This window comes from Candidatus Lariskella endosymbiont of Hedychridium roseum, from assembly GCF_964020185.1.
Classification (GTDB): Bacteria; Pseudomonadota; Alphaproteobacteria; order Rickettsiales; family Midichloriaceae; genus Lariskella.
On sequence record NZ_OZ026538.1, the window covers coordinates 407,850 to 430,316 of the forward strand.

Annotated in this window: 20 protein-coding genes and 2 pseudogenes; 15 read left to right on the forward strand and 7 right to left on the reverse strand. The window is 34.6% G+C overall.

What is annotated here, in order from left to right; translation table 11 throughout:
* Positions 1 to 3 precede the first annotated feature (3 nt).
* From hemA to AACK98_RS02090, 4 genes are all read left to right on the forward strand, one after another.
* Entirely contained in the window at positions 4 to 1,203 is a 1,200-nt protein-coding gene (gene hemA / locus AACK98_RS02075; protein ID WP_339041924.1) for a 5-aminolevulinate synthase, read from the forward strand.
* A gap of 337 nt (positions 1,204 to 1,540) precedes the next feature.
* Positions 1,541 to 1,957, forward strand: a complete 417-nt coding sequence (locus tag AACK98_RS02080) for a hypothetical protein (RefSeq protein WP_339040435.1) — start codon at positions 1,541 to 1,543, stop codon at positions 1,955 to 1,957.
* Positions 1,920 to 2,198 (forward strand): IS1 family transposase, encoded by a 279-nt coding sequence (locus tag AACK98_RS02085; RefSeq protein ID WP_339040346.1) that lies wholly within the window; start codon positions 1,920 to 1,922, stop codon positions 2,196 to 2,198. The genes AACK98_RS02080 and AACK98_RS02085 overlap by 38 nt, the downstream gene beginning before the upstream one ends.
* A 747-nt stretch (positions 2,199 to 2,945) precedes the next feature.
* Complete coding sequence (locus tag AACK98_RS02090; protein WP_339041926.1) at positions 2,946 to 4,178, forward strand: pitrilysin family protein; 1,233 nt, start codon at positions 2,946 to 2,948, stop codon at positions 4,176 to 4,178.
* Between the two features lie 115 nt (positions 4,179 to 4,293).
* Here AACK98_RS02090 and AACK98_RS08035 read toward each other — a convergent pair.
* From AACK98_RS08035 to AACK98_RS02115, 4 genes and pseudogenes are all read right to left on the reverse strand, one after another.
* A pseudogene (locus tag AACK98_RS08035) lies at positions 4,294 to 4,696 on the reverse strand (IS1 family transposase); the annotation flags it as partial.
* 236 nt (positions 4,697 to 4,932) lie between these two features.
* Positions 4,933 to 5,682, reverse strand: coding sequence for an MBL fold metallo-hydrolase (locus AACK98_RS02105; protein ID WP_339041928.1), 750 nt, complete (start codon positions 5,680 to 5,682; stop codon positions 4,933 to 4,935).
* A gap of 364 nt (positions 5,683 to 6,046) precedes the next feature.
* Positions 6,047 to 6,871, reverse strand: a complete 825-nt coding sequence (locus tag AACK98_RS02110) for a 2,3,4,5-tetrahydropyridine-2,6-dicarboxylate N-succinyltransferase (protein ID WP_339041930.1) — start codon at positions 6,869 to 6,871, stop codon at positions 6,047 to 6,049.
* A gap of 17 nt (positions 6,872 to 6,888) precedes the next feature.
* Positions 6,889 to 7,614, reverse strand: coding sequence for an RMD1 family protein (locus AACK98_RS02115; RefSeq protein ID WP_339041932.1), 726 nt, complete (start codon positions 7,612 to 7,614; stop codon positions 6,889 to 6,891).
* 271 nt (positions 7,615 to 7,885) lie between these two features.
* Between AACK98_RS02115 and AACK98_RS02120 the strand changes: the two genes are divergently transcribed.
* From AACK98_RS02120 to AACK98_RS02145, 6 genes are all read left to right on the forward strand, one after another.
* Positions 7,886 to 8,158: a hypothetical protein gene (locus AACK98_RS02120; protein WP_339041934.1), complete on the forward strand. Its 273-nt coding sequence runs from the start codon at positions 7,886 to 7,888 to the stop codon at positions 8,156 to 8,158.
* An 83-nt stretch (positions 8,159 to 8,241) separates the two neighbouring features.
* Entirely contained in the window at positions 8,242 to 8,631 is a 390-nt protein-coding gene (locus AACK98_RS02125; protein WP_339040210.1) for an IS1 family transposase, read from the forward strand.
* A 503-nt stretch (positions 8,632 to 9,134) separates the two neighbouring features.
* On the forward strand, positions 9,135 to 9,812 hold the full coding sequence (gene queC / locus AACK98_RS02130) for a 7-cyano-7-deazaguanine synthase QueC (RefSeq protein ID WP_339041936.1): 678 nt from the start codon (positions 9,135 to 9,137) through the stop codon (positions 9,810 to 9,812).
* Positions 9,813 to 10,604: 792 nt separating this feature from the next.
* Entirely contained in the window at positions 10,605 to 13,661 is a 3,057-nt protein-coding gene (locus AACK98_RS02135) for a hypothetical protein (protein WP_339041938.1), read from the forward strand.
* Between the two features lie 486 nt (positions 13,662 to 14,147).
* Positions 14,148 to 14,807 (forward strand): hypothetical protein, encoded by a 660-nt coding sequence (locus AACK98_RS02140; protein WP_339041940.1) that lies wholly within the window; start codon positions 14,148 to 14,150, stop codon positions 14,805 to 14,807.
* 775 nt (positions 14,808 to 15,582) lie between these two features.
* Positions 15,583 to 15,843 (forward strand): transposase, encoded by a 261-nt coding sequence (locus AACK98_RS02145; protein ID WP_339041942.1) that lies wholly within the window; start codon positions 15,583 to 15,585, stop codon positions 15,841 to 15,843.
* 4 nt (positions 15,844 to 15,847) lie between these two features.
* On the opposite strand, the gene AACK98_RS02150 is transcribed toward AACK98_RS02145, so the two are convergent.
* Positions 15,848 to 16,716, reverse strand: a protein-coding gene (locus AACK98_RS02150; RefSeq protein WP_339041283.1) for an IS630 family transposase whose coding sequence is annotated in 2 segments (ribosomal slippage) — positions 15,848 to 16,392 and positions 16,392 to 16,716 — 870 coding nt in all. Because the reading frame shifts where the segments join, the coding sequence is not laid out codon by codon here.
* Positions 16,717 to 16,796: 80 nt separating this feature from the next.
* Between AACK98_RS02150 and AACK98_RS02155 the strand changes: the two genes are divergently transcribed.
* Entirely contained in the window at positions 16,797 to 17,195 is a 399-nt protein-coding gene (locus tag AACK98_RS02155) for a transposase (RefSeq protein ID WP_339042526.1), read from the forward strand.
* Here AACK98_RS02155 and AACK98_RS02160 read toward each other — a convergent pair.
* Both AACK98_RS02160 and AACK98_RS02165 read right to left on the reverse strand, forming a co-directional pair.
* Positions 17,175 to 17,522 (reverse strand): IS1 family transposase, encoded by a 348-nt coding sequence (locus tag AACK98_RS02160; protein ID WP_339042528.1) that lies wholly within the window; start codon positions 17,520 to 17,522, stop codon positions 17,175 to 17,177. The two genes, AACK98_RS02155 and AACK98_RS02160, sit on opposite strands and share 21 nt — an antisense overlap.
* Positions 17,426 to 17,809, reverse strand: coding sequence for a hypothetical protein (locus AACK98_RS02165; protein ID WP_339041944.1), 384 nt, complete (start codon positions 17,807 to 17,809; stop codon positions 17,426 to 17,428). The genes AACK98_RS02160 and AACK98_RS02165 overlap by 97 nt, the downstream gene beginning before the upstream one ends.
* A 565-nt stretch (positions 17,810 to 18,374) precedes the next feature.
* Here AACK98_RS02165 and glmS point away from each other — a divergent pair.
* The 4 genes and pseudogenes from glmS to tnpA (AACK98_RS02180) all read left to right on the forward strand — a co-directional run bounded on the left by glmS (position 18,375) and on the right by tnpA (AACK98_RS02180) (position 22,459).
* Positions 18,375 to 20,153 carry a glutamine--fructose-6-phosphate transaminase (isomerizing) gene (gene glmS, locus AACK98_RS02170; RefSeq protein ID WP_339041946.1) on the forward strand — a complete coding sequence of 593 codons (1,779 nt, stop codon included), beginning with the start codon at positions 18,375 to 18,377 and terminating at the stop codon, positions 20,151 to 20,153.
* Positions 20,154 to 20,905: 752 nt separating this feature from the next.
* A pseudogene (gene tnpA, locus AACK98_RS08040) lies at positions 20,906 to 21,124 on the forward strand (IS200/IS605 family transposase); the annotation flags it as partial.
* Positions 21,125 to 21,135: 11 nt separating this feature from the next.
* Complete coding sequence (locus AACK98_RS02175) at positions 21,136 to 22,206, forward strand: transposase (protein ID WP_339041948.1); 1,071 nt, start codon at positions 21,136 to 21,138, stop codon at positions 22,204 to 22,206.
* A 1-nt stretch (position 22,207) separates the two neighbouring features.
* Positions 22,208 to 22,459, forward strand: a complete 252-nt coding sequence (gene tnpA, locus AACK98_RS02180) for an IS200/IS605 family transposase (protein WP_339041950.1) — start codon at positions 22,208 to 22,210, stop codon at positions 22,457 to 22,459.
* The last annotated feature ends 8 nt before the right edge of the window (positions 22,460 to 22,467 follow it).

Consider the following 22,467-nt stretch of genomic DNA (forward strand, 5'->3'; position numbering starts at 1 on the left):
CGTATGTCTAGTTATGTTCAGATCTTTCGCGAAGCCGTTGAAAAAGTAAAAGTGGAGGATAGGTATAGAGTTTTCTTTGAGCTTGAGCATATATGTGGAGCATTCCCTGTTGTATATAGTCCGAAACTTAAAAGGAATGTGACTGTTTGGTGTAGTAATGATTATCTTGGTATGAGCAAACATCCAGTTATAGTAGAAGCTATGGTTGATGCTGCTAAATCAGCAGGAGCAGGAGCAGGTGGGACGAGAAATATTTCCGGTACGCATAGTTATATAGTGGAGCTTGAAGAGGAGATTGCTTCCCTTCATAGAAAGGAAGCTGCACTTGTATTTACATCTGGATATATAGCAAATCAATCTACTCTTTCTGTGCTTGCAAAGATAATGCCAGATTGTGTGATTTTTTCAGATAGTGACAATCACGCTTCTATCATACATGGTATAAAGGAAAGTAGGCTCCAAAAACATGTCTTTAAACACAATGACACCGGTGATCTTGAAAGACTCCTTGCACTTTACCCGAAAGAAAGACATAAAATAATAGTTTTTGAATCAGTATACTCTATGAGTGGTAGTGTTTCGCCGCTATCTACCATATGTGATCTTGCAGAAAAATATAATGCTATGACTTATATAGATGAGGTGCATTCTGTAGGTCTTTACGGTGAGCAGGGCGCTGGCTTTTGTGCTGAACTCGGTCTTGCAGATAGGGTAGATATAATACAAGGAACTTTAGCTAAAGCGTTTGGTGTCATCGGAGGATATATATCAGGAAAATTTGATATGATTGATGCTATTAGGAGTTATGCGCCTGGTTTTATATTTACCACTACTCTTCCACCTTCAGTTGCTGCAGCTGCTCTTGCAAGTATAAGGTATTTAAGAAGAGATGAACATGAACGCAACGAACATAAAAGCACTATTAGGAGTGTGAAAGAAGCTCTTAATTCTTATGGTATTCCTTGTATTCTAAATGATAGGCATATTATTCCTGTTATAGTTGGAAATCCTGCAGCAGCGAAGTCTATCTCGATAGATCTTTTTGATGACTATGGGATATATGTTCAGCATATCAATTTTCCAACAGTTCCACGTGGCACTGAGCGTCTCAGAATTACTCCATCACAACTGCACGATGAAAATATGATAGGTGCATTAGGAGAGAAGCTAAATAAAGTACTTCGCAAACATAATATCATTTAGTCCTTGATAGAGAGATGATAAATAAAAAATAGATATTATGTCACTCTATCGACTGATTAATAACACGAGTGTATGGCAGATTTTTTGCCAATACAAAGTCGTCTTCGTCATAACTCTCGAATGGGATGGATTATCTCAGCTGCAAGTAATTATGATTCACCGAAAGTCTAACAGGAAAAGTGGCAAAATTGCCAAAAACCTTATAGATTTTGTGAGAGTTTTCACAATTAGATAGAAGTATGATATGATCACTTTTTTAAAAACTAAAGAGTGGTTTTATGGTTTGTTGTAAGGGATGTTGCTCTGATATCTTTGTAAAGAATGGCATTGTGAGGGGGTGTACAGCGTTATAAGTGCAGATCATGTTCTAAATTTTGTTGAGGGCGATCTGGGCAAGAAGCCTCAAACAGCTGTTAAGAAAGCATTATGCGTTATGCTATATAGTCTTGGTAATGGCTCTTTTTCTATGTTAGGCAAGATATTATGGCATTCGCCGTCCATAATTTATCGCTGGGTAGTAGAGGTGATGGGCAAGACTCAGGAGCCAGTTGTCTCTTCGGATATTATGGAGATGGAATTCGACGAGATGTGGCATTTTATTGGTTCAAAAAAAACAAGCTTTGGATCATTAAGGCAGTTGATCGTAGTACAAGGAGAACAGTTGCCTGGGTTACAGGCAATCGTGATACTGCAACATTCCAAAAGCTCTACAAAAAGTGAGTCATCTGAAAGAATGTCATTTTTATACGGATGATTGGGATGCTTTTTCTAAAATTTTACCCAAAGAGCGTCATACAATTGGAAAGTCTGGCACAGTATGTATCGAGAGAGATAATAGCAACACGCGACATCATTTATGCCGAATGACACGGCGCACTAAAATCGTTTCTAAAAAAGAGTCAATGGTATACGGATCCATCAAGCTTTGGTGCGCTCTTACTATTACACAAATATTCAAACAATATCAAGAACAGCTCTTATCTATCTTTATGTGAAAACTCTCGATTTTGTTAGGTATTGCGGGCAAAGTGATTGTACAAGAATTGTAATGGCATGATTTTTTAGAGTACCAGTTAATATCTGCGCCTAATACTTTTACATGTTTGTAAAGAAATTAACGAAGTAATAATGGAAAATTAGGATAAAAAACTTTATACAATGACGTGGTTAACAGTGCCGTAATAAAATATATAATGAGCATTTTAAAAACGCAAATTCTGAAAAGTATGACGAGTATTATACTCGTGTTATGCATAACTCGTTTTACGTAGTGTTTATGCTAAAAAGTGCCAATATAAATTTTATGTGTTAATTTTTATCTCACATATTCTAAAGTGCAGAAATGAGTTTAAAAATGCAGTATGTATTTAAAATGGCTAATGACTTTGTAATGTTAATAACATCTACTATTTGAGGTTTACGGCATTGTAGTACATGTTTTATAAACTGTTAAAATGTATTTGCTGCAAGCTACACTCTCTAATATATATCGACACACCCTAGTTTTTTGGTATATTAAAGCTAGTTTAAAAGATTGACTTACATCTCTTTATATCATTATCTGTTTTATGTTTGATTAAGAGTTTTAAGTGATTCTTATTCTATTTTAGTATGTTTAATTCTAAATCTTGCCTGATATAGCAGACCTGATCCTGAATACTTGCTAAAATCAAATTAATATAATTCTATTCCTTTATTTAAAAATGACACATAAGTTTGAATCTAATGCAAATGGCTTAAGAGTGTTGACTGATCACATGACTGGTATTGAAACTGTATCAATCAGTGTATTGATCAAAACTGGAAGTCGACATGAAGAAAAAAAGTATAACGGTATCTCACATTTCCTGGAGCATATGGCGTTTAAAGGTACTAATACTAGAACAGCACGTCAGATTGCAGAAGAGTTTGATATGATAGGCGGCAAGTTCAATGCCTATACTAGCCGCGAAAAAACAGTATACCATGCTAAGGTACTCAAAGAAGACTGGCAGAAAGCTTTAGACATAATTGCAGATATAATACAAAATTCTACGTTTGATCAAAAAGAGTTAGATAGCGAGCGAAATGTAATATTACAAGAAATAGCTCAGACTAATGATGCTCCTGATGATATAATCTTTGATTATTTTCAAGAAGTTGCATTTCCAAAGCAGCCTATTGGTAGGTCAATTTTGGGAAAAGAAGGTTTTATAAAAAGTGTCACAAGAGATGACTTTTTCAGATATGTTGGGGAAAGATATGGATATAGGAATACCATAATATCGGCTGCTGGAAGTTTAGATCATGACAAATTTACTGAACATGCATTTAGCAAATTTAATAATCTTTCAACACAATCAATTGATGTATATGAACCTGCTTTCTATGTAGGTGGTGATAAAAGAGTAAAACGGGATCTTGAACAAGTACACTTAGTTATAGGTTTTCCTGGTCTCTCTTATGTGCATCCTAATTATTATGATATACAAGTGCTTTCCATGGTAGTTGGAGGAGGTATGTCTTCAAGGTTATTCCAAGAGATAAGGGAAAAAAGAGGACTTGCATATCACATATCAGCTTTTAACTCAAGTTATTCTGATTGCGGTATTTTTGGTGTTTATTCTGCGACTAGTGAGGATAAGGTAAATGAGCTGCTTGATGCAACTGCTAGTGAGTTACATGATATGGTTACGAGCATATCAGAAGATGAGGTACAGAGAGCGAAAGCTCAGCTGAAAGCAAGCGTTCTGATGGCTCAAGAAAGTTCTATGGCTCGTGCAGAAAAAATGGCGAGCAACTATGCTGTATTTGGTCGTTTTGTGCCGATTTATGAAATTATCTCAAAAATTGATGCTGTTAGCACAGAGTCATTGCGTAGTGTTATGAATAAGATTCTTATACAAGATAGAAAACTCACTTTTTCTAGCATAGGCAATATTGATAAAGTATGTACGAGAGAAGAAGTGGCTACTATGTTTGGCTTTCAAGCTTAACTAGTCTTGCCATCATAACTCATGGGAATTTAAGTTTTGCTTATAAGTTAAGTTTTGCTTATAAGTTTTTAGGTCATATATTCAATATGTTGATTAGTGTTTAAACATAGTATTGTCATTCAATAAATGTTCCGATGACTTTATCATACATTTCAGCAGATTTTGAATAACCTAGTGTTTTACGATTCAACCTTTTGAGTCTATTTCGTAGTGTTAGATTCTCTCTTTCAATACGCTGAGTGTATATTTTGCCAACAATGTGTTTTTCATGTGTGGCAGAGAAATGACAGGAGATTTAGGCGCAAGAAGGAACGGAGTGTATTTGATATACATTAGTATCCTAGCACGAAATCAACGCACCAGTTCTCACAAGGGAAGTAGAGTTTCGAAAGAGGTCGATTATAAGCACCGAATTTGTCTGTAGGCCAGAATACAACCTTAAAGTTTTCCATTCTTTTAAGTACAATATTTAGAGTTTCTGTAGTTCTCTCACCGAAAGCATGAGATATGATACGCTTAAGTCTCGGTTCCCAGGCATACCACAGCCATCGCTGTAGCTTCTTACCTCTTATCTCTTACAAATGCACACATTTCATCAACCTCACAGATAAGGAAAACCTTTAGCTTGTTTAGTTGTAGTGTTGTTACACAGTGTGGCATTGTTGCACTTCGTTTTAGAATGCAAGGCGTACAAGAAAGATAAATTGGCAAGTATGTGTCTTTTAACTGGTCGCTGTATGCTTTCGCTAATGGCTCAGTTTGCCAAATTTAATATCATGCCGTCATATGCAGGTTCTACATTTTTTGGCAATAAAGATGCAAGTTCATTGTACTCAACTTCATGTCCCATGTGAGTTATTATAGCATGTCTTGGCTGAACTCTATCAATCCAGCGCAGAGCTTTCTCGACATTGCAGTGAGTAGGCGACTTACAATACCTTATGCAGCCTATTATCCAAGTGTGAACTCCCTCAATAGATGAGAAAGCATCATCGCTAAGTTCGTTTACGTCTGTAGAATACATAAAATTCCCTATTCTAAAGCCATGTGAGACAGATTCACCGTGAGTTTGCAAAATTGGAGTAACACTTATTCCTGCTGCTGAGAATGATTCATGATTGAATATATTAATAGACATTTTCTTATTGTAAAATCGAGTAACATGTTCAAATAGGTAACGAAATTTCAGCTTTAAAGTGTGAGCGACTAATTCGGTTGCAAAAACTGGTATAGTCTCGTCATCATTGACCATAGTTTTGATATCATCCGCTCCTCCTATGTGATCCGCATGGTCGTGAGTGTATAGTACTGCATCTGGTTTAGGTATGCCATACCTTAATGCTTGTTGTCGAAAATCTGGAGATGTATCTATGATAATGATCTTTCCATTCACATTTAGAAGAATTGAAGAACGAAGTCTTTTATTTTTCTCATCAGCAGAACTGCATACTGAACAATTGCAGGAAACCTGAGGTACACCAGTAGAAGAACCACATCCTAACACAGTTACTTGTAACATATCGATATTAATATTTGAAATTAAGTTGCTATAAGTAAGATTTGAATCTAGGAGCTTCAGTTTCTTATGTGGCAGTCACTTATTTCTACTACTCGCATATTATCAGAGGTATATGGCACTGCCAGCAAAGTCATTGTGCAGGACTTTTTTCCTAATTTTCCATATTGTTTCGTTAATTTTTTGTAAATATGTAAAGCGTATTAGGAGTAGAAATTAACTTGCACTCTAAAAAACTATGACATCAAAACCTTAGCACAAAGCACTTTTCTAGTAGTATCATACTAAACAGCAAAGATTTTTAAAATGTCTAGACGCTATTATTTGGATAATAAGTAAAGAGTTATGCTTTTTAAGCGCGAAGCAGCTCATTTATTCCTACCTTGCTCCTTGTTGCAGCATCAACTGATTTAACTATAACTGCGCACATAGTAGCAGAATCTGGCGCTATACCAGACACAACTACTGATCCGCGTGGGATTACACCATAAGAAATTTCTTTTGTTACTCTGTTATATATTTTTGTTGAAGAAGTTATAGAGACGCTGGAGCCAACTACCGCATCTTGTTCAACTAAAACACCTTCTGCAATAATGCTGCCTGTGCCTATGAAAACATTATCTTCTATTATTACAGGTCTTGTGCTTAGAGGTTCAAGCACACCACCCAGAACTACACTAGATGAGATATGGCAACTACTTCCGACATGCGCGCAGCTTCCGACTGTCGCGAAACTATCTATCATTGTGCCGCTACCAATCCTAGCTCCTATATTAATAAAAGACGGCATGAGCACTGTATTCTGTTCTATGTATGCGCCATATCTGACAATTGAACCTGGTACAACTCTGATGCCAGAAGAAATAAATGCGTTTGAGCCACAGTTTTGAAATTTTAGTGGTATCTTGTCAAATGCACTGCTAGATAAGCTTTGCTGCATCAACTCATTCTCTCGTATTAAAAAAAATAGCAGTATAGCTTTCTTGAGCCACTGATTTATCTCCCAAACTCCATTTATTAGTTCGCAAACTTTTAGAGAGCCAGAATCAAGTCCTGATATTGCCTCTTCTATTGCAATCATAGACTCTTGCATGTGTGATGCAGCAGCTTTAAGTAATTTTCTATCATTCCAAGCTTTTTCTACTTTTAACTGCATTGCAGTATTATTTTCAATCATTAAACAGTATGTAAATATTAAATTATATGCAAAAGGTCTTTCAATATGAGAAAAACCACTTCTATAAAAATTAATGCAACAATTGTTAGTTCCACCCTTGTTGAGTGTATATGATGTAGTTTAGTGGATAATATCTCATAAAGCTCATGTATTATATCAAGGCGTGTATTCAAGATTTCTATGCGTTGCTTAATGTCAAGAAAATCCATAGACATGATGTAGTACGGCTCATATTTTGGTCTTCGCCAGAAGAAATCTGGAGTATCAAGTATGTCGCTATTTAGATTAATAAAGTTACGCTCGACAAAGAGTATGCCTATTTTTCTGGCAAGCTCTCTTCGCGATAGAGATATTTTTCCAGTTCTTACTAATTCCTCAGGAATTTTATTATTTTCATGGATTGTTCTCTCAACTGAATTTTCGAAAGCACTTAGCTTCACTGATTGAGAAAAGCCATAAGAGAAGGAGAGCTTAATTTGTGCGTCTGCACTTTCCAGCATAATGGTGTCGTTTTCTTCATCAACATATGTCTCGTTCTGTGAGCCTACAACATAATAACACCTATCTGTTATATATTCTGAAAGAGGATCACGAAGAAATAGTGAAATCTTTTCAAGAAATTTCTCTTCAGCGCTTTGTTCTAGACCCCACAATATAACGCAGCCATAGCTAAAGACAAAGACATCTCCACCTTGCTTATCGCCAGCTATAAAACCGAGATGATCGAGCTCAATGTGCAGCACGTCATCTCCGTATATTTTATGAACACAGCTGATTTTTGTTAGAAACTCAGAGATTAAAGGAAGATCATATAGCCTTCCGGCGCAATACGAAGTGCACTCCATATGGGTTATTTATTATGAATACATTTTTGATAAATCTACATCAGATTTTTATAACTTGCAATATTGCATATTTTTTGCATTTGGCATTGCTAACCAAGAATAGATTTTGCTTTTAAATTCGCGTATATGTATACTGCCTTGATAGTAAGTTATATTGGAAGCATTATATATGTTAAGTTGTAAGCATTGTGGCAGCATAGGAAGCACAAAGAATGGCTATATTAAAGGTCGTCAGAGGTATAAGTGCCTAGAGTGTAAAAAGAGCTATAAGTCTGGAGATATGAGAGTAAAGTACAGCCTTAATAAAAAGATGAAGGTTGTTAGTATGTATCTGGAGGGAGTTGGAATTAGATCAATCCAGAGATTAGAAAAGGTCTCGAGTTCACTTATAATAAAGTGGATTAGAAAAGGTCTCGAGTTCACTTATAATAAAGTGGATTAGAAAATTCTCAAAGCTTCTAAAACAAAGGCTGAATGATGTTACGATACCTGAGGATGCCAAGCAAATCTCAATTATTGAGCTGGATGAGCTTTTTAGTTATTGCCAAAAAAACTAACAAAGTCTACATTTGGCTTGCTGTTGATAGGGACAGAAATAAAGTTGTTGATTTTGAAGTGAGCATTGTCAGGGATTTTGCATCCTATCTTCCGATTGCCATGCGATTACAAAGTAGCTACGAGATAGAGATATCATGCAGTGACCATTACGACGTTTATGAAAAATTTAGGATTGCTAAAAAACACTATTCTACTAAGGCAGAAACGTCTTTAGTGGAATCATTCAACTCATTAATACGGCACTATTTAGCCAGGTTTCATCGTAAAACCAAACGTTACAGTAAGGCCATAGATATGATCTATAACTCTATCCTAATGCTTTTTAATAAAGACTTGCTGATATCTATCTTTAGTTAGCAATGCCTTGCATTTAGCATACACGTAAAACATATTATGATACTTATAAACTTCTTATAATATATCTATGCATAGATATATTATAAGATGATTTTAAAAAGAAAAGGGCTGAAAAATGCAGTATTATGCTGAAAATGCTGAGGAATTTTTATCGCAAGTTGGGCGTTAACTCTGCTATTTAAGGCAACATGGTAGAGCTAGAGTTTAATATTTTTTTAATTATTGTTTTTTTTTAGCTATATTATAACTAAAGTATATTGATATCAAAATATATATTGTCATTACCTTTACAATTTTGAAGTAGCAGGATAAACATTATACTTTTTCTCTATAGCATTTGTTGACTTATTACTACGCGCGCGTTATTACAGAGCTGTTACTTTAAGTGATTATATGAAATTGTTATGTTGTTTATAGCATGAAATAACAAGATAGCGCTCCTTTTGAAGCAACGAGAACAAATTTGATTATAACACTTATTACAAATCTATTTACTTTAAAAGATGAATAATAAAAAAGCTGTAATTCTTGCAAGTGGAGGTGTAGATTCCTCAACGCTGTTAAAGTACGCAGAAAATCTGGGATATGAAATATATGTTTTGAGCTTTAATTACGGACAAAGGCATAATATAGAGCTAAGCTTTTTAAGTGAATTTCTAAAGACAATAAAAGTCAAAGAACATAAAACAGCAGAAATAGATTTAAGGATTTTTGGGGGCTCTGCGTTAACTGATAATATCAAAGTACCAAATTACGAAGACTTAACAGATAGTGTTCCAATTACATATGTACCAGCACGAAATACTATATTTTTATCTTATGCTTTGTCATATGCAGAAGTTGTAAGAGCACAGGATATATTTATAGGAATATATTCTGCTGGGTATGTCGATTATCCAGATTGCAAACCAGAATTCGTGGCAAAATTTAATGACTTTACCAAAACTGCGATTAAACAAGATCTTCGTGTATCTGCAGTAGCGCCTTTTATAAATTTTACAAAAACAGAAATTGTGAAGCTTGGGTTAGATCTAGGAGTTGATTATGGAAAAACTTTAAGCTGTTATAACCCTTCCGTTGCAGGGAAAGCTTGTGGTAAGTGTTCTTCATGTTTTTTTAGATTGAAGGCTTTTGCAGAAGCTGGTGCAAAAGACCCTGCATTATATCAAAATGTTACCTAATTTGATATTGCTAAGGTGATCACTTCGTAATACTTTTCAAAATTAGCGTATTGTGAGGATGCTATTTATATATTTCGTTAACACACTTTGCATACCATTCTTTCTAGCTATTTTTGAAGTATACATTCGTATTAGGCACTGCAAGCAAAGCCACTTTCACAGACTCCTTTGGCATGATTTTCCATATATTTCTTTGCAAATAATATATAATATTTTGACTCTGAAATTAATTTGCACTCTAAAAAATCATGCTCTTAAAATCCGCGCGCGCACTTATAAAGGCAGTACCTAATTGAATGCCAACTTTTCATTTACCTGCAATATACATTCTTTTTCATTATCTATAAATATTTGCAAGACTAAAAGAAGAGCATGAATGATCTTTTTAGTAAATTGGTATTGAAATCGCATACACAGATTATGGGAAGAAAAGATTATGCGTTATTGCATAAAGCGAATAGAGAATTAATCTGTACAATTTTTAGTTGAAGTAAATTTGCTATGAAACTTATAGTATTTAGATAATAAATGTATGGCATATTTCATATGCATATATTGCAAAACATTTGTTGTTTTTGCAATAATATCTATGCATTGTAGCAAAATTGCCTAGTTTTTTTTATATGGAGTATAAGCTCGATAGATGTTGCTTAGCTTTTTCTTTGCGCCTTAATGAATAATTTTTATACAACTTTATATTGTAATAACATCTATACACAACTCTTAATATATTATACGATTACTAGTATCACTGTGGAAGAATGATTAAGCAATGTGTAGGAGATTTTGTTTATGCCTGAAGTAAATGCAGATAGATTGGGATCTAATAAAGAGACAACAATGCGCAATGTGGAGGAATATGCTAAGAAGATTTTGCCACATGCATTATCTAATGAAGTGAGCAGTGATATTCAAGCAGAGTTTAATAAATTGTTTGATAGCTTATTAGAGAAAGCTGCCTCTGCGATAGATAATAAGGAATATTCAGATGCGATAGATATATTAGAAGAAGCAAAGGATGCTGCATGTGGAATTAAATGGGTTAAGCTGAAAGATTCTCAGCATCATGATGGAAGTGTTGACCTTATACGTGATGCTACAATGCAGGAACATGTATCGCAAGATGTTGCAGCACAAGACCATGTAATGAAACTTGTTCGCTGTGTTTCATTGCTTCGCAGTGCAGAAGAGGTAATGAAGACTACTGCGCGTGGCGCGCAAGCAGTGGAGAAGTCACATTTCATAGAGTCTTATATATCACATAATATTTCAAAATTATCTAGAAGCAAAAAGAGAGATAGCAGAGTTGAAGAACAAGAGGATGATTCAAAATCAGAGAGTCAAAAGGGTAAACAAGGTGTACGTGAAACTGAGATATTTAAATGTAATAAAGTTTTAGTAGAAGCAATTCAAGATAGCGTTTCCCAAAAAATAAATGGTGGATACTCTTTTGAAGAGCAAGACTACATAGCATCCTTAAGGCGCGCAATAAAGGTTGAAAGTGGTGTGAAAAATAAGAACTCAAAAATGGATTGGACAAGAAATAATGTATCTATCCAAGATCAGCAATACCATACTACGACTCTCACAAAGCAAAACGACAGAGATGGTATTCCAGTCATCATTTCAGAATCCAGTATAATGATGCTAGGGTTTACTAGAGCCCAAGTTGAAGCTTATAGAAAAATACACGAATCACATGGGAAGAAGATTAGTCTTAAAGATCCTAATACTGGGAATCATAAAGATGCTGTGGAGTATAATAATGCGCTTGAAATCATTAGTCATTACAATAAAATGAGTGCTAAGCAGCGTAAAATAATAAGTAACGCTGCTGCTGAGCATATAATAAAGCAAGATAGAGTAGTTCCATCTTGCAGTGATGGGATAGATTGTATAAAAAATCCAAGACTTGATGTAATAGTCGCTCACCAAGAATTTAGAGCGCCAAATAAGCCGCCTGAGGTCAAATCCTCTGAGATTGGGCATTCTTATTCTATAGATGGACTTAATGAAACATTAAAAGTTACAGCTAGTAAAGTATTTACTAAAGATACTAGAGAGAGATTTAAAAGCTTTTTTAGTGGGCAACAACCTATTAATAGCAGGATGGAACAACTAAAAGGGTTCTTTGCTGATGGACAAAAGCTTAATATCACTATACTTGGTGAGCCTAGGTTGAAGCTTGGTTTAGTTAATCTTTTTAGCAAGAATCGTCTTGTTTATAATGCAGTAAATAGTTATAGCAAAATTGATTCGAGCGTCTCTGTGGATGCTGCATCTATGAAATCTGGCGACTTTAGTGATCTAGACAACGCGATTAAAAAAGTAGGACACTTTATAGAAAAGGATTGTATAAAGAAATCAGAAACATTAAAGAAAGAAGTTAAAAGCTTAACTAATAAGGCGCATAAAATGCCAGTGGGTTCTACTGAACGTCTGGAAGTAGAGTCACAAATACAGCTTATACATGAAAGAGAGAGAAATCTGCATGATATAAAAAAAATTGCAGGATGTATAGCGTCTAACACAAATGCGAATCATCTAAGAGATGCTATTGCTTTGTGTAATAATTTGACTGGTTTGGATAACGAAGTTGTTAGTAAAATAGAGCTGGCTCAAATGCTTGAAGCAATAAGACTTATAAAAAGAATGTCTTCTGGTGGCATAGATAAATCCACAAGGGCTCAGGAATTAATAGCACTGCGTCCTATGGTTATGGAGGCAGTAAATAGAGTGCACGCTAAGCTTGGCACTAAAGCAGTAGAAGCTACAAATGATGTAATTAATATCACAACTAGTGCAATGGTAGGACGCACTGCTTTGCTTTCTTTGAGGTCTGCTCAAAAATCAGTCTCTGTTGCACTTGGCTTAAGCCAAATGAATGCATCTGAAGCTGAAATGATTAAGAAAAATTGTAAATCACACTTGGCTGGTGGGCATACGAAGCATGCAGTTGCTTCTATGGGAATGAAAGGTGTGCAAGGAATAGATAAAAAGGATGTGAAAGGAATGCTTAAGAAAGCAGATCCAATTTATGCGGCTATCGTAGATAAAGATAACACAAGCAGAACAATAAAAAATCAAAATAAAGTAATAAGAATTGGCATTAAGCTGTTTAATAAAGCAAAAAGTTTTGTAAAATGGGTTAGAGGAAGCCATTCTATCCTTGGCGTATTGCTCAAAATAGCGCTTGCCATTGTGATAATTCCAGTCAAGTTTATAATTGATACTTCCGTTGAGATATACAGCTCGATAAATGACTGGATGAAGGGTGAGCGGAGATCATATTATAAGAAAGATACTAAACATTTTGTATGTATGATTACACCTCAATCTGAGGAAGTAAAAATCGTGACGCGAGAGCGTGAGTCGCAGCAAGCAGGTCTAGAACAGGGACGCTCTGATGAAGTGAAAGCGCTAAAGCGTAGTGATTCAATGCCTAATCTACAAGGATATCCAGAAGGAAAGAATCCTTTTGCAGAGAATGTTAGCTTAAAGCGCAGCAGTTCTATGCATAACTTGCAAGATTATCCGGAAGAAAAGAATCCTTTTGTAGATGGTGCAAATCAAGAGCGTAGCAATTCTGTAAGTAGCCTCAAAACACAAGAGTATCCAGAAGAAAAAAATCCTTTTGTGGAAAGTACAAATCAAAAGCGTAATAATTCTGCTGCTAGTCTCAAAGTGCAAGGAGGTCCTGAGAAGAAGGATTCATTTGCAGATAAAAATACTGCTCAAAAACATTCTGTTTCTAGTAGTGTAAATAATGAGTCGTCAAAGAAGCAAAAAAGTGCTTCATGGGAACTTAAAGTGACAAAAGGATCTTTAGGCTCAGATGTGCATAGATGATTAAGAATATTATATGGCGCTGCCCACCAAAGGTGAGCCGCGGTGCCATATACGAAAATTAGCGTAGCAGATATCGATTTTTGACGGAAAAGACGAGTAAAAAAATCTCACGCGTACACTTACTTAAGGCAGTGCCATATTTAATCAACTAAATATGTTGATATTTAGTTTCCATTTGATTGCTCTTCTTGCTTATACGCTCACCTTTTTTACAATATATTATATTCTATCGCTAGAATCTGCAAAAATTTTGTGGTATTTTGGCGTGGTCATGCTTTATGAGCGTATATTTTTATATGTTTGTAGCAAGCTATCATCTTTATTATTAATATAATGTTGCGTATACTCTGTATTATAAGAAAATTGCGTATATTTTGCGCTTTGATATTGCTGTATTTTCTATTTTCATCCATATCTCAAGGTAATAATTTACGTGACTTTGATCTGCTAGAGATTCTAAACAATCAAATTAGTGCAAGATATTCAATGAAGAGTTTTAGATATGGTGATGTTAAACAATTGCAGTATTCTGGTATGCAGAAAGGATTAGGGGCAAATTTAAGTATACTTGCACTTGACAATTTATACTGCTCTGGTGATTTTTCTACATATAAAACAGAAAATGAAAAGGAAGATATTAAATATCAAGGTACACTGAACAATATAGAGGTAAATTTAGGATATGCATTTGATGTTGCAGAAAGGAGTCAAGTTATTCCTTACTTCAAAGCAGCACATCGTAAATTTAGTGCAAGAGGTGTGGAAAAATCAGGAGATACTTTAAATGAAGAGGTGCGTTCAATTACTCATGCAACTTATGGAATTGGCATCATACATAACGGTTTAGTAGGTGAAGGATGGGTATTGTCACAAGAGGCATTCATAGGACGTAACACAGATTGCCGCATTATTTATCAGAGTCTAGCGCAAGAATATCTGCTCAGTCCTGGTATGTACTACGGTATAGAACTTAAAACAACAAAATTCATAAACGAGTTTTTTAGTATAAATGCAAGCGTGGGATTTAAGGTATATAATTTTGGAGAAAGCGATAAGCATAAGACTAGAGATGGTTCTATCGAATATGAACTAAAAAGTAATAATAGTGAATACATCTTTTCAATAGGTGCTTCTATACACTTTTAGAACATTAAATATTTCATTAGACTTCTTCTTCAAACGCTTGTGCCAGCGGCTAATTGCTTTGTCGCGTCTGGTGGGGTGTTTGAGTGATAAGGATGCTCATGTTACTTGCATTACAACTGCTGCTATTCGCGCTCCATATGCTTCTTCTTACTTCACTGAAACAGTACGCGCACCAAAAGTCTCAGAAAAGGCATGAAATGCTGTTTATAGTGTCAAAATAGTATTAAATCCCTAAGAAAATATTATAATAAGCGCAAAAAAACTTGCGAATTTGCATTTTATGCCAGCAGAAGAAATGAAAATTAATAATACTAAAAATGGAATAGTGTAAATGAATTAAATATCGGAGATAGTATGACCACTTAGAAAAACTTTGCAGAGAGTTTTCACATAAAGATAGATAAGAGCTGTTCTTGATATTGTTTGAATATTTGTGTAATAACCCCAGTTCGACGTAAGGAATAGAGAAATAAGATTAGCGGCATAAGAATGGAACCATTAGAATTCCTCCAAAACCACTACATTTTGAGGATATACCATGGTTCCCTTATTAGAGCTATACTGTTATATAGATGACTTTTGCAAGCTATTTGAAGAGCAATTGCAGAATCGAGGTTTATGCAGTGAGAGAAGATTAAGACATAGGCAATACATGCTGAGCTTATCAGAGATCATTACAATACTTGTGATGTTCCAACTTAGTCATTATCGAACATTTAAAGATTTTTATAAAGACTGTCTAAGCATACACTATGCGTCGGAATTTCCAAGATTAGTGAGTTACAATAGATTTGTTGAGCTTATGAAGCATGCTGTTGTGCCACAGATGGTTATGCTACGCTCTTTATCTGGAAGTAAGACTGGTAAATACTATATTGATTCAACAAAGCTTGAGGTTTGTCATAATATGCGCATAAGAAGACACAAAGTTTTCAAAGATATAGCAAAACGTGGGAAAACATCAACTGGTTGGTTCTTTGGATTTAAATTGCATATTATCATGAATGATTGTGGTGAAATTATTAATATAGCATAAGTGACTAAGGTGCTGACAATTTAATTGTATTAAAAACAGCATCATAAAGAGTATCAAATAAATCTATAGTTTTTCTAATTTCATTTTTTATCTTAAACCAGTAATGCTCTATAGGATTTAAATCAGGAGAGTAAGTTGGTAAAAATAATATGTAACAACCCACAGATTCAATTAACTCTTTCACTTTAGGATTCTTATGGAAGTTAATGTTATCCATAACAACAGTTTGTCCAGGTTTTAATTCTTTAATTAACATCTCCCTAATATAAGCTTCAAAGACCTCTTTATTGCAATTACCCTCAAATATTACGGGAGCAATAAGATTACAATTACAAAGACCAGCTATCATACTTATTCTAGTTTTATGTTGATACACCTTTTCCCCATAGCACCTTTCTCCTAAAATACTACAACCATATTCTTTACAAGCATTATCTTCTATTCCAGATTCATCAAGATATACTATTTTATCTCTTGTGATGGTTTTTATCTTTTCAATAAATTCATGTCTTAACGGAATATCTCTTTTCGGATGAAGATGAGTTTTTTATAGCTATAACCAAGTTTTTTTATCGCCTGTAAGATCGTTGTAGGTGATATATTACACCACTTCTTTGCTAGTTCTTTTGATGTCATAGCAATATTTAATTCAAAAAATTCTTTAAAATCTTCTAGATTTTTGATCTTATGACTGTGACCTTTTTGATAACCACTTGCTGCTTTCAAAGAACCGTGCTTATCTTGCAGAATTTTCCACTTATAGATAGTATCACGACTCACTCTAAATAGTTTACTCACTTTAGTGATTCTTGCACCATTTTCTAATGCTTCTATTACTCTTACCCTAAGTTCTATTGGATATGCTCTTGCCATAATTTTATGCTTTTTATTTCATACTCACTTTTTATATCTTAATTCCTAACTTTTGTCAGTATCTTAGTCACTTATGCTATATATCAATAACACCTGGTAATAAAGATGATAGAGCAGTTGTAGAGAATCTTGCACGCAACTTGAAAGGATGGCTGTTTGGAGATCGTGGATATATATGCAAGAACATAGCTAAAAAGCTACGTGCTCAAGGTTTAGAGCTAATTACTAGACTTAAGAAAAACATGAAAGAAAAGCTATATTCTGAAGCTCAAAAATCCTTTTTAAACAAGCGTAACTTTATTGAAACAGCTATAGGACAACTGAAGAATATCTGTCATATACAGCACACAAGGCATAGATCAACAACTAATTTCTTAGCTAACTTATTTGCTGGAATAACTGCTTATACTTTAAAACCAAATAAACCAGCAGTCTCATGGAAAAATAAAATAATAAACTTAGCTCTTATATCGAACTGAGGTTGTAATAGTAAGAGCGCACCAAAGCTTGATGGATCTGTATACCATTGACTCTTTTTTAGAAACGATTTTAGTGCGCCGTGTCATTCGGCATAAATGATGTCGCGTGTTGCTATTATCTCTCTCGATACATACTGTGCCAGACTTTCCAATTGTATGACGCTCTTTGGGTAAAATTTTAGAAAAAGCATCCCAATCATCCGTATAAAAATGACATTCTTTCAGATTACTCACTTTGTTGTAGAGCTTTTGGAATGTTGCAGTATCACGATTGCCTGTAACCCAGGCAAATGTTCTCCTTGTACTACGATCAACTGCCTTAATGATCCAAAGCTTGTTTTTTTTGAACCAATAAAATGCCACATCTCGTCGAATTCCATCTCCATAATATCCGAAGAGACAACTGGCTCCTGAGTCTTGCCCATCGCCTCTACTACCCAGCGATAAATTATGGACGCCGAATGCCATAATATCTTGCATAACATAGAAAAAGAGCCATTACCAAGACTATATAGCATAACGCATAATGCTTTCTTAACAGCTGTTTGAGGCTTCTTGCCCAGATCGCCCTCAACAAAATTTAGAACATGATCTGCACTTATAACGCTGTACACCCCCTCACAATGCCATTTTTTACCAAGCTATCAGAGCAACATCCCTTACAACAAACAATAAAACCACTCTTTAGTTTTTAAAAAAGTGATCATATCATACTTCTATCTAATTGTGAAAACTCTCACTTTGCAATACTGCCATCTTAATAGCTTATGTTTTATATCTCAAAATGCTTAATTACACTGATGCTTTTATATCAATAGCTAACCTACATTGCGATTTAAAATATTTTTTACATAAACACACTGCCTTTGGGAAAAAAGTTAAGACTCTGGTCATTTTGTATTAGACTTCTTCTTGAAACTCGATTCCAGTTTAGGCAAGTGCAAGGAACATACTGAGCAAATTGTCCGCTGATGAAACAAGCATTTTTTTAAGGAGAAATCTATTAAAATATGCTGTTGTTGTAGTTGATTTAAAAGCGCTAACCATATATTGTGCATTAGCAGATCTATTTAGCTGATGCATTTTCTAATGCTTCACTAAGTTCTAAATTTTATTAGAACACCACTTATTTAACGATATGTACATAATCAATACAAACTCTTCATTTATCAGAGATATATGTGTGGAATAATAGGTATAACAGGCTCTAAGTCAATTGTTTCCGACTTGGTTTCCGTACTTGAAAATTTGGAATACAGAGGATATGATTCCGCAGGAATTGCAACAGTAGATGTGAGTACATTACATGTATGCAAAGCAGTAGGAAATCTTGATCAATTGAAATCTTCGCTAGATTCACATACTCCAGCTATTACAGGCAAGATTGGTATAGGTCATACAAGATGGGCCACACATGGAGCACCAAAGCTAGAAAACGCACATCCAATAGCAACACATAAAGTTGCTGTTGTACATAATGGCATCATAGAAAATTATCAAAAATTGAAAGATGAGCTTACAACTCTCGGAATTCAGTTTCAATCGGATACTGATACAGAAGTAATAGCACACCTAATAACAGTGAATATTGAAAACGGTTTAGATATCTTTGAGGCGTGTAGAATGGCCGCACTAAAACTTGAAGGATCATTTGCAGTTGCCGTTATATCGAAAGAATTTCCAGATACCTTAATTGGCTTTAAGCATAAAATGCCTCTTCTTGTTGGAATAGGAAATAAAGAGGATACGCTCTACATTGCATCAGATGCAATCGCAATTTCTCAATTTGCAAATAGTGTTGTCTATTTAGATGATCAGCAAATTGCAGAAATAAAACTCGATGGAAATTTAAAAATAAATGACTTGAGTGGTTCTAACATAAAATACACATTGCATCACATAGAACGGTACAATACATCAAACAAAGGTGACTTCACTACATTTATGAAAAAGGAAATTTATGAGCAGAGTGACGTACTGAAAGATATATTAAGCTCATATCAGGGATCTAACATATACTGGAGGAATGTTAACAAGATTTGCATATTGGCATGTGGCAGCTCTAATTACGCAGGATATACAGCAAAATACTTTATTGAAGGAAGCTGCGATATAGCTGTCGAAGTTGATATAGCATCAGAATTTGCAACAAGAAAACCCAAGATTTACGATGACACTTTATATCTTTTTATATCACAATCTGGAGAAACTGCAGATACTGTAACTGCTCTAAACTATGTAAAGCAATTTAATGCAAAAACAGCTTGTATTACTAGTGTTGCCTCTAGCACTTTGGGTAGATCTTCTAATCATGTTATTGAAATGAAAGCTGGCCCTGAGATTGCAGTTGCTGCAACCAAGACATTCACAGCACAATTACTTATACTTCTGCTGCTCTCTTTTGAAATAAAGAATAAAAGTTCGCAAGCAAAGCTTGCAGAGCTACAGCTTTTTAATACTGCATTGATTAATGAGATAGAGATAAATATCGAAAAAATTGCACACTTGATCAGCAACTATGATAAATTTTTATATATAGGCAGAGGCACTATGTATCCTATTTGTCTTGAAGGTGCACTTAAAATGAGAGAGCTTTCTTATGCTCCTGCAATAGGAATCGCAGCAGGAGAGTTAAAACATGGATCAATTGCACTGGTAGATAGTAAAACATTAATCATCGCTCTTGTGCCACACGATGAAACATACGTTAAAATGGCATCAGCAGTGCAAGAAGTAAATGCACGTAGTGGTGATATCCTACTAATTTCTGATCAGTACAGTTTTGAAAACTTAGCAAAGTTTTGTAAATATAATATGTTGTTACAAGATATAGATAATTTTTTAAAACCAATACTTTACTCTTTACCTTTGCAACTGATAGCATATCATGTTGCTATAGCTAGAGGATGCAATGTTGACAGGCCTAGAAACCTTGCAAAATCTGTCACAGTGGAGTAAGTAGTATTAAGTATTACATACTTTTCAAAATTTGCGCCTTTAAAATGCTCCTTATGCATTTTGTATATGCAGCTGCCTGCAAAGTCACTTGTGCAAACTTTTTTACCTGATTTTCAAGTATTACTTTGTCGTTGCATCATAACTCTAAGAAGTGCAGGATTGATATTGGCCTGCAAGCAATTATGAGACGCCGAAAGTCCAGCAGAAAAAGTGGCAAAAGCCAAAAACCTTATGGATTTTGTTAAGTAATATTTATGGTACAGGGCAAATTATATATCAGAAAATTAGCGCATGGCTGATCTAAAAGCTAATTTTTGTACATTTAACTTCTCCGCAAAAATTTATTTGCGCAGCAAAATCAATTTTTGACATATAGACTACTTTGTCAATTTCTTCGCAAATATATATAAGTATATGATTAAGAAATGAACTGGCACTCTAAAAAATCATGCTTTTAAAATCCCCAAGCGTGTACTTATTCTATACCGCATGTACATGATAAATACCAACTTTTCATTTACCTGCGGTATACACTTTTGAAATTTCGTGTTGTTATCTTATTTGATAAACATGTGTAAATTGCAAGAATGGGACAATTTAGCTTTTTATTCAATTGTCTCTGCTGTTCATTTTATGTAGTTATATGTGATATGGTTAAGACCCTCGCCTTTAGGCGAACACTTTAGTATTAGTTATCTAGGAAATGTGCTAAGGGAGGACGAATGGAATATAGGAGATGATCCCACAGCCTATATGACCTAAAGTATCATATAGTATTTTGTACTAAGTATAGGTATAGAGTTTTAACTGGGCAAGTTGCGATTAGAACTAGGGAAGTAATCCGAGAAATATGTGCTGCTAATTACATAAATATAATTAGTGGCAGTATGAGTCCTGATCACGTACATATATTACTCACCTTACGCAAAATTGACAAAAGTAGTATAAAGGTAGTAGCAGTAAGAAAATAAAAAAATAAAGTATGTCTAAGAAAATATTGGATATATATACAGACTATTTAATTTGTCAAAATAAGTATGCAACAGCTACTGGTTTATCGGATTTATTGTCTGGAGATATAAGCCACGACAAGATTACAAAATATCTTAATTCTGAAGATTTAGGATCAAAAGAATTATGGTTATACATCAAGCCAGAAATTAGGAAGCATGAGCTTAACAAGGGATGTGTTTTGATATTAGATGGTTCAATAGAAGAGAAACCTTACACGGATGAAAATGAGATAGTAGCATGGCATCACTCTTATGCTAAAGGAAGGCATGTAAAAGGGATAAACATTTTATCGTGCTTAGTTTCCTATGGTGATGTAGTGCTTCAGTTTGGGTACGCACTCATTCGTAAAGATGTTAGTTTTGCGGATATTGAGACAGGAAAAGTACAGCGTAAATCTAGCATTAGCAAAAACCAACATTTTCGCAATCTCATAAAACGATCAACAGAGAACAAAGTGTTGTTTGAGCATATTTTAGCCGACAATTGGTTTGGTTCTAAAGAGAATATGGAATTCATAGAATCGCTTGGTAAAAAGTTTATTATAGGTATTAAATCAAATAGAATTATTGCATTATCATGTAAAGATAAAAAATTGGGGAAGTTTCAACAAATCTCATCATTAGATATGCAGGATGGAGAATCAAAGAAGGTATGGTTGAAAGGAGTATCTTTTGAAGTTTTACTAATCAAAAAAGTTTTCATAAACGAGGACGGATCAACTGGTATTCTATACCTTGCTTCTAATGATATAGAACATGATGCTGCCTATTTGTACGAAATCTATCAAAAACGATGGAGAATTGAGGAATATCACAAATCTATCAAAGAAAATACAAGCTTGGCAAAATCTCCAACGAAAAAGGTACGGTCTCAAGCAAACCATATATTTGCTTCAATCGTAGCATTTTGCAAGTTAGAAATTATAAAGGTTGCCACTGCAACCAATCATTTTGCCATTAAATATAAATTGCTAGTAGCAGCGAATATAGCATCTATGCATGAATTGATAAATTTACGCAAAAATAATGCTCTTGCGTAAGGTGAGTATATTAGCATTGGTTCCGCCTAGTATATCAATATCTAAAGCTGTGCAATATATTAAAGGTATAAGTAGTCGTAAGTTGCTACAGGAATTTGCACTGCTCCGTAAGCGGTATTGTGGACAACATCTTTGGGTCAGAGGGTATTTTGTTGTGACAGTTGGCAATGTGAATTCAGAAGAAGTGCAAAAATATATAGAACAGCATGAGGAACATCACAAAAAAGATGATTTTAGAATATCAGAGTTTTAGCGTTTACG

Bases quoted from the DNA above. Each gene is read 5' to 3' on its own strand.
- AACK98_RS02135 (WP_339041938.1), top strand. From the start codon at position 10,605: ATGCCTGAAGTAAATGCAGATAGATTGGGATCTAATAAAGAGACAACA.
- AACK98_RS02175 (WP_339041948.1), top strand. From the start codon at position 21,136: ATGTCTAAGAAAATATTGGATATATATACAGACTATTTAATTTGTCAA.
- AACK98_RS02125 (WP_339040210.1), top strand. From the start codon at position 8,242: ATGAGCTTTTTAGTTATTGCCAAAAAAACTAACAAAGTCTACATTTGG.
- glmS (WP_339041946.1), top strand. From the start codon at position 18,375: ATGTGTGGAATAATAGGTATAACAGGCTCTAAGTCAATTGTTTCCGAC.
- AACK98_RS02110 (WP_339041930.1), bottom strand. From the start codon at position 6,871: ATGATTGAAAATAATACTGCAATGCAGTTAAAAGTAGAAAAAGCTTGG.
- queC (WP_339041936.1), top strand. From the start codon at position 9,135: ATGAATAATAAAAAAGCTGTAATTCTTGCAAGTGGAGGTGTAGATTCC.
- AACK98_RS02120 (WP_339041934.1), top strand. From the start codon at position 7,886: ATGTTAAGTTGTAAGCATTGTGGCAGCATAGGAAGCACAAAGAATGGC.
- hemA (WP_339041924.1), top strand. From the start codon at position 4: ATGTCTAGTTATGTTCAGATCTTTCGCGAAGCCGTTGAAAAAGTAAAA.
- AACK98_RS02140 (WP_339041940.1), top strand. From the start codon at position 14,148: ATGAAGAGTTTTAGATATGGTGATGTTAAACAATTGCAGTATTCTGGT.